Genomic DNA, 15075 nt, shown 5'->3' with positions numbered 1-15075 from the left:
CGGCCGGCCACGGGCCGGGCCGAGGCCGCGGCGCAGCGCCACGCCGTCCCGCGGTGCGGCGTCCGCACGCGCGGCACGGGGGAGCCGGGGCTCCGGCTCCCCCGTGACCTCCGCGTCAGAGGGCCGGCCGGATCCGGAGCCACCGGACCGGCGAGGCGTCGCCCCACGTCGTGCCGGACCCGCGGTACACGGCCTTGACCTTGTGCCAGCCCGGCGCGACCGACCGCGGGAGGAGGACCCGCACGTGGCCGTCGTCGCCCGCCCGGAGCGTGGCCGTCGTGACGACCCGCCCGTCGACCGAGACCGCGACCTTGCCGGTGGGCGCGACGCTCGACGGCGACGTGACCGCGACCTTGAGCGTGGCGCGGGCGGGCTTGCGCACGTCGGAGTCCGCCAGCCGCGCCGACGTCGTCGACAGCGCCTTGCGGACCGTCACCTCCTTCGTGACACGCGCGGCCGCGACCGTGGCCGAGCCCGAGTAGCGGACCGACAGCGTCCGTGAGCCGACGGGCAGCGCACGCCCCGCGACGGTGACCGTGGCACGGCCGTCCCGCAGCGTGGCCCTGCCCACGCGCTCCCCGCCCCAGTACACCCCGACCGTTCCCGTCGGGACTCCGATCGCCGCACGCACCGACACCGCGAGCCTGTGCGTGCTGCCGTGACGCCACGGGGTGTCCTTCGCGGCCGCCGACACGGTCGGCCGGAGCTTCGCGACGTTCACGGCCCGGATGGTGGACCACACCTTCGCGCCCTCGACGGCCTGGTACGTGAACGAGAGGTTCGTGGACCCGCCGGGCAGCGCCCTGCCGGGGACGGTCAGCGTCTCCGTGCGCGCGTCGACCGCGGTGGAGGCCAGCACCGTGGTGCCGCGCTTCACGGTGACTGTGCCGTACGGCTGCGGTGCGTCGTCGCTGAGCCTGACGGTGTACGCGACCGGCTTGCCGTACGTGGTCGACGTCGGCCCGGTCACGGTGAGCGGCGGCGGGGTGGGGGCGTCGGAGTGCCAGGACACGAGGAAGCGGTACTCCTGCGGCGCCGACACGTTCCCGGCACGGTCCACGGCGGCGGCGTACAGCAGCCCCGACCCGCCGCCGGACGGCGCGTAGGTGAAGACCGCCGGGCGCCCCGCCGGGATCTCCTTCCCCATCGTCGTGAGGGACTCCGCCCGGGTGGACCAGACGTAGTGGTCGACCTCCGGGGAGGCGGACCGGATCTCGAAGCCACCGGTCAGGCCGGCGCCGCCCCGGACCTCGTCGTCGACGTAGACCGCGTCGTACCCGAGGAGCGGCCTGATCGTCGCCGCGTCCGGTGCCGTCCGGTCGATCCCGAACCCGCAGGTGGCCTCCGGGCCGCGCACCCCCGAGGCGTCGGTACCCCAGACCCGGAAGCCGTAGGTCTGGCCGTCCTGGAACACCGAGCCGGGCACGGCGACCGAGTGGGTCGAGCCGGAGTCCTGCGCGTACGACGACGTGCTCGACCACAGGACGGTGCCGGGCGCACCCGCCGCGAAGACCTGGAAGGTCGCCGTCATCGGCCGGCTGGCACTCTCGTCGAGATAGTCGTCCGGGTCGGCCACGACGGCCGACAGCCGGGCCTGGGAGCCGCGGAGCCACCGCTCCTGCGCGCCGCACGCGAGGTCCGGGCCGTACTCGTTCGCCACCGTCAGCGACGTGGGGGCCAGCGGCGCACGCTCGAACCACACGGTGAGCTTCAGCTGCGGGTCGAAGCTGTTCCACCCGCACGACATGCAGGTCTCGTCGCCGGCCTTGAGGCCCAGCGTGGCGCGGGTGCGCCCGTCGGCGACCATGTCCTTGACCGTGGCGGTCGCGTCCACCTGGTAGAAGCCCGACCAGGCGGCGCCCGCGTCGCACGCGCGCCAGTAGCGGGTCCACTGCGCGACCCGTCGATCGGCGGTCCAGGCCGGGGCCCCGGCCCAGGAGGCGGCCCCTGACACGCCCGTCAGGTCGTACATCTCCAGGACGTTCGGGGTGCAGCCGACGTCGTCGAGCCAGCCCTGCTCCGCCTGGGCGTAGAGCGTCGACCGCGTCACGTCGCCCGGCTCGAGGTCGGCGAGGATGCCGGGCCCGTCCAGCGTCCACACCAGCCGCTGCGTGGACCGGGCGGCGCACGTCCCCGCGAGGTTCGTCCCCGTGACCTCCGCCGGGTCGCACAGGCCCGCCCACGGCCGGTCCCAGACCGTCGCGGGCGGCGCGGTGGGGCTGATCACCGTCGGGCCGTTCGCGGCGGCGGAGTGGTAGACGTCGCCGTCCGCGTACTCCCGGTCGACGGCGCTCGGGTCCGTGGCGGCCAGGGTCGTCTCGAGGCGCAGCTCACCGCCAGGCTCGGCCCAGAGCGACGTGCCGGGCTCGTCGGCCACGGAGACGCGCACGTCCCGCTCGCACTCGCGCGCGAGCGCGAGCGCCGCGACCTCGCCGTCGGCCACGTCGGTGCACGTCGGTGCGCCGGCGTCCGGCCCGACCACCGGGGCGCCGGACGCCGTCACCGCGGTGCCCACGACCAGCGTGGCGGACAGCAGGGCGGCGACGGCCGCCGTTCTCCGGGATGCCGTCGGGCGCGCCGACGGCCGAGCTGTGCTGAACACGGGTCTCCTCTACGAGACGTCGGAGCGTCCGACGATGCAGAGCAGAAAGTAGTGCCCGGGCTCTCCCCGCTGGTCGCAGGGCGACCAGACCGAGGCCAGATCGATACCGAAGTTCACCCGGTGCGCCGGGCGACGCCGGCCGCGCCCGTCAGCGCAGGCCGAGCTTGCGCGTGCAGGCGGGCCACTGGCCCCAGCCCGCGCGGTCCTGCAGGATCTGCGCCCGCTTGGTCTGCTCGGCGCGGCCGTGGCGGTGCGGCAGGCCCTTGCCGCCGACGGCGCGCCACGTGCGGCCCGTGAACTGGTAGAGGCCGTAGTACCCGTTGCCCGTGTTGGCGCGCGGGTTGCCGCCCGACTCGCAGCGGCCGAGCTGGCCCCACACGTTGCGCGTCGTGAGACGGGTGGCGGCGACCCAGCCCGTGCGGCCACCGGGCACGCGCACCTTGACGCGGTTGACGTCGCGGCCGGTGGTGCGGGCCAGGAGCTTCACGGTGGTGCCGAGGCGCACGTGCCTGACCACCTTCGAGCGGCCGCTCATGTCCTTGCGGACGGCGACCAGCTTCTTGGTGTAGCGGGTGCCGGTCACGTCCCGGAGCGGCACCGAGGTGAGCGCGGACTTCGCCGCCCAGCCGACGCGCCCCGAGGGGGTGCGGACCTTGAGGCGGTACCGGCCGCGCTCGAGGACGCGCACCTTGGTGCCGTCGTCGGGCCGGGCGACCGTGCGGGACCTGCTCGACGGCGTCGTCGTCATCCGCGCCCGGTCCGCCTTGACCCAGCGGGCGCCGAGCCCGCTGGTCGTGGCGGTCGTGGTGGTGGCGGTCGCGGGAGCGGCCGCGGCGGGCACCACGAGGGCGGAGGTGACGAGCGCGCCGGCGACTGCGGCCACGACGGAGCGTCGCGAGGTGGATCGAGGCATGCGTACCAGGGAACGGTGTCACGATCGGATAACAAAGCCGGTCCGGGAATGGTCACACCCTCTTCACCGGATGCCGATGCCATTCCCGATCAAACGTTGAGGTGCCGCGCCTTCCGCGCGAATTCGTCTTTGGCGGACATGCCCGACCCGGCCCCTCCCCGGCCCCGGACCCCCGGCCCTCCGGGCCATGCCCGCGCGGTGCGAGACTGTCGCCCGTGCCCGCCGACCCCACCCCCGCGCCCGAGCAGCACCCGCTGCTCGACGTGCTCACCGCGCGCGGCGCGCGGGCGGACCGGCTCACGCACGTGCGCACCTTCCCGGCCCGGGAGGGTGTCACCGCCGACTGGCCCACCTGGGCCGACCCGGGCCTGGTCGACGGCTACCGTGCGCTCGGCGTCGCGCGGCCGTGGGCGCACCAGGTCGAGGCCGCCGACGCCGCCTGGGCCGGGCGGCACGTCGCGCTCGCCACGTCGACCGGGTCCGGCAAGTCCCTCGCGTTCTGGCTGCCCGCCCTCACGGCGGTGCGCGGACCCGCCCCCGCCACCGTGCTGTACCTCTCCCCCACCAAGGCGCTCGCCGCCGACCAGCTCGTCGGCCTCGAGCGCCTCGTCAGGGCGATGCCCGACGGCGCCCCGCGCCCCCGTGTCGCGACGTGCGACGGCGACACCCCCACCGACGAGCGTCGCTGGGTGACCGAGCACGCCGACGTCGTGCTCACCAACCCCGACTTCCTGCACTTCTCGATGCTGCCCGGCCACCGCCGCTGGGCCCGGCTGCTGCGGGGGCTGCGCTACGTCGTCGTCGACGAGGGGCACGCGTACCGCGGCGTCTTCGGCGCGCACGTGTCGCTCGTGCTGCGGCGGCTCGCCCGCCTCGCCGCCCACTACCGCCCCTCGGACCGGCTGGCCCCGGCGGGCACCACGGCCTCCGCGGGCCCGGTGTTCGTCGTCGCGAGCGCCACGACGGCCGAGCCGGCGGTGAGCACCGCGCGGCTGGCCGGCGTCCCGCTCGACGACGTCGTGGCCGTCACGGCCGACTCCTCGCCCGCGGGACGCCGCACGTTCGCGCTGTGGCAGCCGCCGGAGGTGGCCGGCTTCGAGCGCTCCCGGCCCTCGGGCGAGGCGCCCACGCACGAGGACGACCCGTGGGCCCTGCCCGACCCGCTGGACCCGACGCACAGCGAGCAGGAGGCCGACGCCGTCCTCACGACGCGGGGTGCCGCCGCGCACCCGCGCCGGTCGGCGACGGCGGAGACCGCGGACCTGCTCGCGGACCTCACCGCCTCCGGCGCCCGCACGCTCGCCTTCACCCGGTCCCGGCGCGGGGCCGAGTCGGTGGCGCAGCAGGCCCGCGACCACCTGCGGCCGGTCGCGACCGACCTCGGCGCGCGCGTGGCCAGCTACCGCGGCGGGTACCTGCCCGAGGAGCGGCGAGCCCTCGAGGAGGCCCTGCGCACGGGCGAGCTGCGCGGGCTGGCCACCACCAACGCGCTCGAGCTCGGCGTCGACATCTCGGGGCTCGACGCCGTGCTGGTGGCCGGCTGGCCCGGGACCCGCGTCTCGCTGTGGCAGCAGGCGGGGCGCGCCGGGCGTGCCGGGGCCGAGGGGCTGGTCGCGTTCGTCGCGCGCGAGGACCCGCTGGACACCTACCTCGTGACGCACCCCGAGGCCGTGTTCGACGCCGCCCTCGAGGCCACCGTGTTCGACCCGTCGAACCCGCACGTGCTCGCCCCGCAGCTGTGCGCCGCCGCCCAGGAGGTGCCGCTGCGCGCCGAGGACCTCTCCGCGTTCGGCGACCCCGACGCGGTGCGCGAGGTGCTCGACGTGCTGGTCGCGCGCGGCGCCCTGCGGCGCCGCCCGTCCGGCTGGTACTGGACGCACGCGCAGCCCGCGTCGGGGATGGCGGACCTGCGCGGCTCCGGCGGGCGGCCCGTCCGCGTCGTGGAGGCGACCACCGGGCGGCTGCTCGGCACCGTGGATGCCGGGTCGGCGGACGGGCAGGTGCACGACGGCGCGGTGTACGTGCACCAGGGCGCGACGTTCGTCGTGGACCACCTGGACCTGGAGGACCACGTGGCGCTCGTGGTGCGCAAGGACGTGGAGCACGGCACGTGGTCGCGCGAGGTCATGGAGATCGCGATCGACGACGAGGGTCACCGGCCGGTCGAGGGCCGCGACTGGGGTCCCGTGCGCTGGGGCCTCGGCCCCGTGGAGGTGACGAGCCAGGTGGTGAGCTTCCAGCGCCGCCGCCTGCCCGACATGCAGGTGCTCGGCACCGAGCCGCTCGACCTGCCATCCCGGACGCTGGCCACCACCGCCGTCTGGTGGTCGGTGCCCGAGTTCGTGCTGCGCGCGGCGGGCGTCTCCCCCGACGAGGCGCCGGGTGCGCTCCACGCCGCGGAGCACGCGTCGATCGGGCTGCTGCCGCTGCTCGCCACCTGCGACCGGTGGGACCTGGGCGGCGTGTCCACCGAGCTGCACCCCGACACGGGCGAGGCCACGGTGTTCGTGTACGACGCGTACCCGGGCGGGGCCGGCTTCGCCGAGCGGGGCTACGCGCTCGGCGCCCGCTGGCTGGCGGCCACGCGCGACGCGATCGTCGCCTGCTCGTGCGCCGACGGCTGCCCCGCCTGCGTCCAGTCGCCCAAGTGCGGCAGCGACAACGCCCCCCTCGACAAGGCCGCCGCCGTGCGCCTGCTCGACGCCGTCCTGTCGCACGCCCCGGAGGCCGCCACCGCCTGACCGTCGGTGACCGGGCGACGACGAGGTGCGCGGGTCCGAGGCCGGAGGCGACAAAGAGGGGACCGTCGGTTTGTGCGCCACCACGCTCGCGCCCGGGCCGGCGGAACCTACCATCGTGAGGTGACTACTCAGATCGACCTCGCCGAACGCCGCAGTTCCCGCGAGGAGACGCGCGTGGACGCCGCCAACGCCCGTTCGTGGCTGTTGCTGTCGGCCCTGCGCGACGACATGTTCGACTCCGCCCAGCTCTCCCGGGCGGACCAGGTCATCCTCGACTGCGAGGACGCCGTCGACGACAGCCGCAAGGACGAGGCGCGTCAGAAGGTGCTCGACTGGTTCGCCGGCGGCGGACGCGCGTGGGTGCGCATCAACGAGCGCGGCTCGGGCGCCTGGGCCGACGACGTGCGCCTCCTGCGCGACGCGTCCGGCCTGTCCGGCGTGATGCTCGCCAAGACCGAGTCCCCGGACCAGGTGATCGACACCGTGCAGCGCCTCGGCGGGAACGTGCCCGTCATCCCGCTGGTGGAGTCCGCGCTCGGCATCGAGGACTCCGTGAGCATCGCTCGCGCGCCGGGCGCCTTCCGCCTGGCCTTCGGGTCCGGCGACTACCGTCGCGACACGGGCACCGCCAACGAGTCGCTCGCGATGGCGTACCCGCGCTCGCGCCTCGTCACCGCCAGCCGCATCGGCGGGCTGCCCGGCCCGATCGACGGCCCGACCGTCGGCACCAGCCACGCCCTGCTGCGCGAGCAGTCCGCCGACGGCGTGGCGCTCGGCCTGACCGGCAAGCTCTGCCTGGACCTCGAGACCCCGGCCGTCATCAACGAGTCTTTCAGCCCGTCGTCCGCGGACGTCGCCTGGGCGATCGACTTCCTGGCCGACTTCGAGGCGTCCGGGTCCGTGATCCGCGACGGCTCGGACAAGCCGCGCCTGGCCCGCGCCCGCAAGATCAGCGAGCGCGCCGCGCTGTTCAACGTCAACCCCTCCTGACGTCCCGCGGGCCGCTCCCGCCGCTCCACCCGGACGCGCCGACGCCGCCGCGCCCGCCCGGACCACCACGGTCCGCGCAGGCGCGACGGACCCGCCCGTGACGACCGGAGGCCGCGGGCCGGCCCGCGCACCCGCGACCGCGTCGCCGAGAGCGCCGGACCACGGCCCTGCCGCCGGCCCGAGCGGAGTCCGCGCGACCCGCACGCCGAGCGTGCCGGCGCCCTCCGGGACGCAGGCCACCAGCTCGCCGCCGTTGCGACGCACCGCCTCGGCGGCCGTCGCGCAGGGGTCGGCACCCTGCCGCCACGCCGTCGCCCCCGCCAGGGCGGCGAGGTCCGCCGCCGCCTGGGCCGAGCCCCGCGCACGCTGCGCGGATCCCAGGGCCCCGACGGCGAGCGCCAGCAGCACCAGCACCGCGGCGACCGCGAGCACCAGCACCGTGCCCGCGCCACGGTCCCCGCCGCCCGCCTGCCTCACGGCTCCACCCAGGCGGTCGCGTCCCCCGACGCCCGCACCGGCGCCCCGGCGAACCACCCGCCGACCACCGGCCGCGTGACCGTCACGCGCACCCAGGCGCCGTCGCGGGACACGGTCACGGCGGCATCCGCGCCGCCCACCTGAGCGACCGCCTGCCGCGCCGTGGCGTCGTCCTCCCCGATCGCGTAGGCGCGAGCTCCCGCCCGGGCCGCGTCCAGGGCACGCATCTGTGCCGTGGACGCGGCCGCGAAGCTGAGCACCGCGACCAGGAGGAGCACCACGACCGGCAGCCCGACGGCGAGCTCCGCCGTCACCGCGCCCCGCTGCCCGTCGCGTCGAGGCCGGCCGCCGCCCCGAGGGTGGCCCTCGCCGCGCTGCCGTCTCTCGCCGGGTGCGTCCGCCAGCCCCTCGACACCCGGGCGGTGCCCGGGTGCCCGGGCGGTCCGAGCGTCCGGGCCGGCTCCTGACCTGCGGTGCCGCGTCATCAGATCGACAGCGCCGAGCTGATGATGCCTTCCAGCAGGCCCTTCACCATGCCGCTCTTGAGCACCGCGATGAGCAGGCCGGCGAACCCGACCGCCGCCACCGTGGCGACGGCGTACTCGGCGGTGGCCAGCCCGGCCTCCGGGTCGAGCTGCCCGCCACCCGGGGGCCCGCCGGCGTGCTGCGCGGCCCCCTCGTGCCCGGCCCGCTCGTGCCCGGTGCTCTCGCGCCGGGGGCTCTCGTCCTCGGTGTTCCCGTGGTCGTCCCTCATGTCTCCTCCGTGATCTCTCGATGGCCGGCCGGGATCCCCCGGCCAGTCGTGACGCGCGGGCCCGGGTGGGCAGGCGCGGTGGCCCGGGCGTTCCGGGTCGTCGGTGCTGGTCGCGGTCACCCGGACAGCAGGTCGAGGCCGAGCGCCAGGAGCACGGGCACGAGGCCGATCAGCACGAATGCGGGCAGGAAGCAGGCTCCGAGCGGCAGCACGAGACGCACCGCCAGCCGGGCCGCCGCGGTCCGGGCGGCCGAGCGGCGCGCGTGCAGCAGCTCCTCGCCCGCCGCCCGCAGCGCGCCGGACGGTGACGCGCCGTCGGTCCACGCCCCGCGCAGCGCGCGGGGCACCGGCCCGAGCCGGTCGGGCGCGCGCCGCCATGCACTCTCCCAGTCGGCTCCGAGCCGCAACGCGGCGGCGGCGGCCCGCAGCCCCGCCGCGTCCGGGGTCCCTCCCGAGGCCTCGTCGAGCGCCGCCCCGGTCGCGTCGAGGGCGCGCGGCACGCCTGCCCCGGAGCGCAGCGCGGCGCCCAGCAGCTCGAGCAGCACGGGAACGTCCACCGGCGCACCCCGCGGCCCGCGCTCGTCCTCCGCGGGACGACGATCGGTGGGCAGCCGCGACGCCCGCTTCCGGGTGGCCGCCGCGGCGACCCACCAGGGCAGGGAACCGACCAGCACCAGCGCGGCGACGGCCCAGGCTGCGCCGGTGGACGTCCCGGCGGCCAGCAGCCCGGTCACGCCGCCGCCTCCCCGGCGGAGCGGGCGGCGGCGACGAGCCGACCGGTCCAGGCGCGTCCGGCCGCGAGGAGCAGCAGCCCGAGGCAGACGGCCGCGGTACCGGCACCCCCATCGAGGGCCGTGGCGAGCGGGTCGGCTCCCAGGGCCCACCCGAGCAGCGCGCCCAGCAGGGGCAGCCCGGTCAGCACCCGGGCCGTCGCACGAGGACCGGCCAACGAGGCCTCCCGTTCGGCGCGCGCCTCCGCCTCGGCGACCAGCGCCCCCGACACCGCGTCGAGCACGGCGGCCAGCGGGGCCCCGACGTCGCGGGCGAGCACGGCGCCCGCGACCACCGACCGGGCGTGGCGGTCGCCCCCGACCACGGGTGCCAACGCCGCGGCGTCCGGCACCCCGGTGGCGTCCACCGGCACGCCCAGAGCGCGCGACCAGGCGGCCGCCGGCGGTGCCCCGGCGCGCAGCAGGGCGATCACCTGCGCCACGGCGACCCGCACCGCCTCCGCTCCGACCACCGGGCCACGACGGTGTCGCAGCAGGCCGGACCCGCCCGCCGCCCGCACCGTGACGGCCGTCCGCGTGAGCGACGTCGCCCGTCGCCCGCACGGAGCGAGCAGGAGCCAGGCCGCGAGCGCCACCCACCACCCGACGGCCAGGCCGGGATCGGCACCGGCCCCCGGCGTCACGGCGCCCACCGCGCGACCAGCTCGTCCCAGGCCTCGTCCGTCCGAGGCGTCGTGCCGGGCTCCCAGGCGGCCGCGCGCCTCACGACGAGCCGCCCGTCGGCGCCGCGACCCACCACGCCGATCTCCGCGAGGTGGCGGCTGCCGCCACGGCGCCGCAGGTGCAGCACGACGTCCAGCGCGGCCGCCGCCTGCGCGGCCACGGCGTCCCGGGGCATCCCGGCGAGGGCCGCGAGCGCCTCGAGCCGGGCGGGCACGTGCTCGACGGCGTTGGCGTGCACGGTGGCCATGCCACCGTCGTGGCCGGTGTTCATCGCCAGGAGCAGCTCGCGCACCTCGGCACCGCGGCACTCCCCGACGACGATCCGGTCGGGCCGCATCCGCAGGGCGCCCCGCACCAGCTCTGTGAGTGTGACCTCGCCGACGCCCTCGACGTTCGGGCGCCGGGCCGCGAGGGAGACCACGTGCCGGTGCCGGGGCGCGAGCTCGCGCGCCTCCTCGACCACGAGCACGCGCTCGTCGGGCGGCACGAGGGACAGCAGCGCGGCGAGCAGCGTCGTCTTCCCGGTGCCGGTGCCACCGGTCACGAGCAGGTTCGCCCGCCCGGTCACGAGGGCACCGAGCAGCCCCTCCCAGTGCGGCGGCAACCCACCGCCGGCCACGAGGGTCCGCACGGAGTGCGCCGCCTGCCGCAGCACCCGGAGCGCGATCACCGCACCGGCGGGGGCGACGGGCTCGACGACGGCGTGCAGGCGCGTGCCGTCGGGCATCCTCGCGTCGACGGTGGGCGCGGCGTCGTCGAGGCGTTGCCCCGCGACCGCCGCCATGCGCACGGCGAGCGCCCGCACGGCGTCCGGGGTGCCCAGGTCGAGGTCCGTCCGGTCCAGGCCGGCGCCTCGGTCCACCCAGACGTCGCGTGGACCGTTGACGAGCACGTCGGAGACGTCCGGGGCGTCGAGCAGCTCCTGCAGCGGCCCCGCCCCGGTGAGCTCGGCCCGCGCCGCGCGGGTGAGGTCGCTCAGCGCGGCGGAGCCGAAGACGCGGCCCGTGGCCCGCAGCGCCGCGCGCACCGCCTCGTCGTCGACCGCCGTGCCGGCCGCGCCCACGCGGGCCCGCACGTCGTCCAGCAGGGCCCGGTCGACGAGCGGGAGGCCGGCCGTCACGACGCCCCCGCCAACGCCGCGACGAGCGACGCGGCGGCCCGTCCGAGCGGCGACCTCCGGCCGACGGGCGGCCCGTCCCCGCGGTCGACCGCGGCGGGCAGCCGCCCGTCACGACGGACCGTGACCGCGACCCGGAGACCCAGGGCCTCCTCCAGCGCCCCGGCGTCGACACGGCCGGGGGCGGGTCCTCGGGCGACGAGCCACGGCTCGGGCGCGCCGAGGTCGGCCAGCTGGGCGCGCGCCGCGAGCGCCCCGGACACGCCGGGTGCGCTGCACGGGGTCACCAGGAGCACCGCGTCCGCGGCGGCCACGAGCATGCGGGTGCCGGCGGTCCACGCGGCAGGACGGGGGAGGTCGAGCACCACCGTCTCGCCGCCGCGCAGCAGCCCGGTGCAGACGTCCACGACCACGGCGTCGTCGGGACGCACGGGCTGCAGGCGGGCCCCGGAGAGCACGGGCACCGACCGCCAGCGCGGCAGGGCGGCGACCAGCCCGACACCGTCGACGTCGCCGCGGGCGGCGGCGAGCTCGGGCCACCTGGCACCGGCCTCCTGCTCGATGCCCAGCAGGACGTCCGCGCCGGGGCCGGGGAGGTCGAGGTCGACCAGCACGGCACCTTCCCCGTCGCGGCGCAGCGCCTGCGCGAGGGCCGCCGCCAGGACGCTCGTCCCGGCGCCGCCGCACGCACCGAGGACGGCGACCGTCCGCCGTCCTCGGCCTGTCGCCCACGGTCCCCGGGCGGCGGGCCAGCGGGCCGACCCGCCGACGGGTCCGGGCACTCCCGGCGGGGCGCCTCGCGGGACCGTGGCGGGCGCGGGAGCCGCGGCCACTCCGGGGCCGGGCAGCGTGCTGGTGGGTGCGTCGTCCATGCGCCCAGGCTGGGCCGGCCGCGGCGCCGGCCACGGCGTCGCGCCGCGATCTGTGGACGGCCGCCTCCTGGGGACGGCCTCCCGCCCGCGTCAGACCGCGGCGGCGTCCTCGGCCGCGTCCTTGGCCGCCGCGGCGACGGCCCGGCCGGCGACGCCGTCGGCGGCGACCTCCCCGCCCTCGGCCACGACCGCGTCCCCGGTCCGGCGCGCCCGCTCCGCGCGCAGCGCGGGCAGGAAGCACAGGACGCCGAGCACGCTGAACCCGCCGCCGAGCATCATCGCGAGCGGCGTGGACCAGCTCTGCGCCACCCAGCCCAGCGCGGGCGAGGCGACGGCGTACGACGCGAACGCCAGCATCGAGGCCATGGACAGCACCGTGGAGCGGTTCTCGCGCCGCGCCTCGCGGTGCAGCAGGGCGTTGTAGGACGGCCCCGAGCTCCCGTGCAGGCCGTAGGTGACGAGGTAGGCGACCACCAGCATCGCCGGGCCGCCGGCGAGCCCCATCCAGACGGCGCCGAGCCCGTTGAGGACCCGGGACGCCATGGCCGTGCGCGCCACACCGAACCGGCGGGACGCCAGCCCGCACAGGGCGGCACCCAGGGCGAACGTCCCCCACCCGACGGAGGCGACCGGGCCCATGACGGCACCGGCCTGCGCCTCGCCCCCGAGCAGCTCGGACAGGCGCACCGGCTGCAGCGACTCGAAGACGACCATCGCGGTGGACGCGAACAGCTCCACGAGCAGCAGGCCGCGCAGCACACGGTTGTCGCGGGCCAGCCGCAGGCCCGACGCGATGCTCGCCGGCGCCTCTCGGGCCGAGTCGGCGACGTTCCGCAGCGCGGCGCGCCAGCGTCGGCGCGGCCCCGTCGGACCCGGGGCGGCGCCGCCGGTGCGCCGCGGAGCCTCGCGCACCAGCAGCGCGACCATCACGAGGTGGGCCACGGCGAGCACGCAGTACACCGCGTACGGCAGCGCGAGCGCCGACCACGCCGTCAGCGGGTGCCACCAGACCAGGCCGCCGGAGACGAGCGCGCCGAGCGCGATCGAGACCCCGAGCACCGTGCCCTGGTGGGCGAGCGTGCGGTCGACGTCGGCCCCGGGGTGCTCGGCGTGCACGGCGTCGACGAACCAGGCCTCGAGCGGGCCGGAGTCCAGCGCGCGGAACAGGCCCATGAGGGCCGCGGCGGCGAAGAACGCCCAGAGCGACTGCGCCAGGAGGAACGTCGTGGCGGCCAGCACCTGCGCGACGGCGGACGCGACGAGCATCGGCCGTCGTCCGACCGCGTCGGCGGTACCGCCGGTGGGCAGCTCGAGCGCGAACACCACCAGCCCGGTGACCGACGCGAGCGTGAGGGTCTGGCCGACGGTCAGGCCGCGCTCGATGGGCAGCAGCGTCGTGATCGACACGACGAGGCCGACGGGGAACCACCGGGTGGCCGTGAGGAGGAGGAAGACCTTCTGCGGGCTCATGACTCGTCCTCGCCCTCGGCATCGGCCGCGCCCCCGGTCTCGGCCGCGCCCCCGGTCTCGGCGGCGGTCTCGGCGGCGGGGACGTCGTCGGGGGCGAGGGGGAACAGGAAGCGCCACAGGTGCAGGCGCCGGGCACGGGGGTCGCCGGCGCCGATGTGCAGGTACTTGTTCACGACGGCCTCGAGCTCGTCGGACAAGGCCCGCGCCTGCTCGGGCGTGACGTCCACCCAGGTGTCCGTCATCCCGGCGACGTCGGTCCACTCCCTCGGCCAGCTGTCCGCGACGTCGAGCCAGTGCGCGTAGTTGGTGTCGAACTGGCGGTGGTAGTCCCGCACCAGCCAGCCGAGCGCGGTCTGTGCGTCCTCGTCGCCGCCGAAGTCGGAGTCGGTCCAGCCGTGGCTCTCCGTGGCCGCCTGCCAGAGCCGCTCCTTGCCGCGCCCCTCCCCGGTGTCGGTGACGAGGCCGACGGACTCCATCTTGCGGAGGTGGTAGCTGGTGGCGCCGGTGTTGGTCGACAGCTCGGCGGCGAGCGCGGTTGCCGACGACGGGCCCTCCCGGCGCAGCGCGCCGAGCAGGCGGGACCGCAGGGGGTGGGCGAGCACCTTGGCGGCCTCGGCGGTGAGCTCGAGGTGGGTGTACGGGCGTTCCGGCGTCTCGTCCATGCGTGCACAATAAGCATGCACAACTCTTCTGCACAAGAGTTGTGCACAGAAATTGTGCATGGACACCCGGCCGAGGGGTCCGACCCTCCGGCTAGGCTCTGGGCCGTGACCGACCAGGGACCGGGCCCGCGCGAGACGTCACCGTCGAGGACGGCGACACCGCGGTCGCGCGTCGCCGCGTTCTTCGACCTCGACAAGACGATCATCGCGACGAGCTCGTCGGCCGCGTTCTCCAAGCCCTTCTACGCCGGGGGCCTCATCACCCGCGGCGACGTGCTGCGCAGCGCCTACGCGCACCTCCTCTTCTACGCGGGCAACGCCGACGCCGACCAGACCGAGCGGATGCGCAAGCACCTGTCCGAGCTCGCGACCGGCTGGGAGGTGAGCAAGGTGCAGCAGATCGTCGCCGAGACGGTGCACGAGCTCATCGACCCCTACGTCTACGCCGAGGCCGTGGACCTCATCGCCGAGCACCACGAGCTGGGGCACGACGTGGTCATCGTCTCCGCGTCCGGGGCCGAGCTCGTCGAGCCCATCGCCACGGTGCTCGGCGCCGACCACGTCATCGCGACGCGGATGGCGGTCGAGGACGGCCGCTACACCGGCGAGATCGAGTTCTACGCGTACGGCGAGCAGAAGGCCGAGGCCGTCGAGCGGCTCGCCGCCGAGCGCGGGTACGACCTCGAGCGCAGCTACGCCTACTCCGACTCCGTCACCGACGCGCCGATGCTGGCCACCGTCGGGCACGGGTTCGCCGTCAACCCGGACAAGACGCTGCGCCGCGTCGCCGCCGAGAACGGCTGGGGCGTGCTCACCTTCTCCCGCCCCGTGGCGCTCCGCTCGGCCCTCCGGCCGCCCGCCGTCGCCCTCGCCGCGGGGGGCGTCGCGGCCGCGGGCGTGGCCGCCTGGCTGCTCCGCCGCTGGTGGGTGCGCCGCCGCGCCTGACCGCTTGCGCCCCCGCACGGGGTGACGTTCCATGGATGAAGACAGCCGGACGCAGGACCCACGCACAGGAAGTCCACG

General features: G+C 76.9%; 13 protein-coding genes and 1 pseudogene. 3 read left to right on the top strand and 11 right to left on the bottom strand.

The window, feature by feature from the left end; genetic code table 11:
- Positions 1 to 115: 115 nt before the first annotated feature.
- The gene (locus ACFU9A_RS05390; protein WP_430574226.1) at positions 116 to 2602 is read right to left on the bottom strand and encodes an Ig-like domain-containing protein; all 2487 of its coding nucleotides are present in this window, start codon (positions 2600 to 2602) and stop codon (positions 116 to 118) included.
- 148 nt (positions 2603 to 2750) lie between these two features.
- Entirely contained in the window at positions 2751 to 3515 is a 765-nt protein-coding gene (locus ACFU9A_RS05385; protein ID WP_430574225.1) for a transglycosylase family protein, read from the bottom strand.
- A 215-nt stretch (positions 3516 to 3730) separates the two neighbouring features.
- Between ACFU9A_RS05385 and ACFU9A_RS05380 the strand changes: the two genes are divergently transcribed.
- Together ACFU9A_RS05380 and ACFU9A_RS05375 are read left to right on the top strand one after the other, a co-directional pair.
- Positions 3731 to 6256: a DEAD/DEAH box helicase gene (locus tag ACFU9A_RS05380; protein ID WP_430574224.1), complete on the top strand. Its 2526-nt coding sequence runs from the start codon at positions 3731 to 3733 to the stop codon at positions 6254 to 6256.
- A gap of 120 nt (positions 6257 to 6376) precedes the next feature.
- Complete coding sequence (locus tag ACFU9A_RS05375; RefSeq protein ID WP_430574223.1) at positions 6377 to 7246, top strand: HpcH/HpaI aldolase/citrate lyase family protein; 870 nt, start codon at positions 6377 to 6379, stop codon at positions 7244 to 7246.
- Between the two features lie 126 nt (positions 7247 to 7372).
- Here ACFU9A_RS05375 and ACFU9A_RS05370 read toward each other — a convergent pair.
- The 9 genes and pseudogenes from ACFU9A_RS05370 to ACFU9A_RS05330 form a co-directional block, all read right to left on the bottom strand.
- A pseudogene (locus tag ACFU9A_RS05370) lies at positions 7373 to 7723 on the bottom strand (Rv3654c family TadE-like protein); the annotation flags it as partial.
- A complete protein-coding gene (locus ACFU9A_RS05365; RefSeq protein ID WP_430574222.1) occupies positions 7720 to 8037 on the bottom strand; it encodes a TadE family type IV pilus minor pilin in 318 nt (105 codons plus the stop codon). The gene ACFU9A_RS05365 and the pseudogene ACFU9A_RS05370, both read right to left, overlap by 4 nt.
- A 170-nt stretch (positions 8038 to 8207) precedes the next feature.
- Positions 8208 to 8477, bottom strand: a complete 270-nt coding sequence (locus tag ACFU9A_RS05360; protein WP_430574221.1) for a DUF4244 domain-containing protein — start codon at positions 8475 to 8477, stop codon at positions 8208 to 8210.
- Between the two features lie 116 nt (positions 8478 to 8593).
- Positions 8594 to 9211 carry a type II secretion system F family protein gene (locus tag ACFU9A_RS05355; RefSeq protein WP_430574220.1) on the bottom strand — a complete coding sequence of 206 codons (618 nt, stop codon included), beginning with the start codon at positions 9209 to 9211 and terminating at the stop codon, positions 8594 to 8596.
- Positions 9208 to 9891, bottom strand: coding sequence for a hypothetical protein (locus ACFU9A_RS05350; protein ID WP_430574219.1), 684 nt, complete (start codon positions 9889 to 9891; stop codon positions 9208 to 9210). Before ACFU9A_RS05350 ends, ACFU9A_RS05355 begins: the two co-directional genes overlap by 4 nt.
- Entirely contained in the window at positions 9888 to 11051 is a 1164-nt protein-coding gene (locus ACFU9A_RS05345; protein WP_430574218.1) for a TadA family conjugal transfer-associated ATPase, read from the bottom strand. The genes ACFU9A_RS05350 and ACFU9A_RS05345 overlap by 4 nt, the downstream gene beginning before the upstream one ends.
- Positions 11048 to 11920 (bottom strand): P-loop NTPase, encoded by an 873-nt coding sequence (locus tag ACFU9A_RS05340; protein ID WP_430574217.1) that lies wholly within the window; start codon positions 11918 to 11920, stop codon positions 11048 to 11050. Before ACFU9A_RS05340 ends, ACFU9A_RS05345 begins: the two co-directional genes overlap by 4 nt.
- A 90-nt stretch (positions 11921 to 12010) precedes the next feature.
- The gene (locus tag ACFU9A_RS05335) at positions 12011 to 13390 is read right to left on the bottom strand and encodes an MFS transporter (RefSeq protein ID WP_430574216.1); all 1380 of its coding nucleotides are present in this window, start codon (positions 13388 to 13390) and stop codon (positions 12011 to 12013) included.
- Positions 13387 to 14052, bottom strand: coding sequence for a winged helix-turn-helix domain-containing protein (locus tag ACFU9A_RS05330; RefSeq protein ID WP_430574215.1), 666 nt, complete (start codon positions 14050 to 14052; stop codon positions 13387 to 13389). The genes ACFU9A_RS05335 and ACFU9A_RS05330 overlap by 4 nt, the downstream gene beginning before the upstream one ends.
- Positions 14053 to 14157: 105 nt before the next feature.
- Here ACFU9A_RS05330 and ACFU9A_RS05325 point away from each other — a divergent pair, with 105 nt between their 5' ends.
- Positions 14158 to 14997, top strand: a complete 840-nt coding sequence (locus ACFU9A_RS05325; RefSeq protein WP_430574214.1) for an HAD family hydrolase — start codon at positions 14158 to 14160, stop codon at positions 14995 to 14997.
- Positions 14998 to 15075 lie beyond the last annotated feature (78 nt).

Origin of the sequence: Isoptericola sp. NPDC057653 (assembly GCF_042799955.1) — a bacterium.
In the GTDB taxonomy this organism is placed as follows: domain Bacteria; phylum Actinomycetota; class Actinomycetes; order Actinomycetales; family Cellulomonadaceae; genus Isoptericola.
The sequence above is the reverse complement of the archived record's forward strand: the minus strand, read 5'-3'. Positions and strand labels throughout refer to the sequence as shown.

Excerpts from the sequence above, each read along its gene's own strand:
- ACFU9A_RS05340 (WP_430574217.1), bottom strand. The coding sequence starts at position 11,920 with ATGGACGACGCACCCACCAGCACGCTGCCCGGCCCCGGAGTGGCCGCG.
- ACFU9A_RS05360 (WP_430574221.1), bottom strand. The coding sequence starts at position 8,477 with ATGAGGGACGACCACGGGAACACCGAGGACGAGAGCCCCCGGCGCGAG.
- ACFU9A_RS05335 (WP_430574216.1), bottom strand. The coding sequence starts at position 13,390 with ATGAGCCCGCAGAAGGTCTTCCTCCTCCTCACGGCCACCCGGTGGTTC.
- ACFU9A_RS05330 (WP_430574215.1), bottom strand. The coding sequence starts at position 14,052 with ATGGACGAGACGCCGGAACGCCCGTACACCCACCTCGAGCTCACCGCC.
- ACFU9A_RS05385 (WP_430574225.1), bottom strand. The coding sequence starts at position 3,515 with ATGCCTCGATCCACCTCGCGACGCTCCGTCGTGGCCGCAGTCGCCGGC.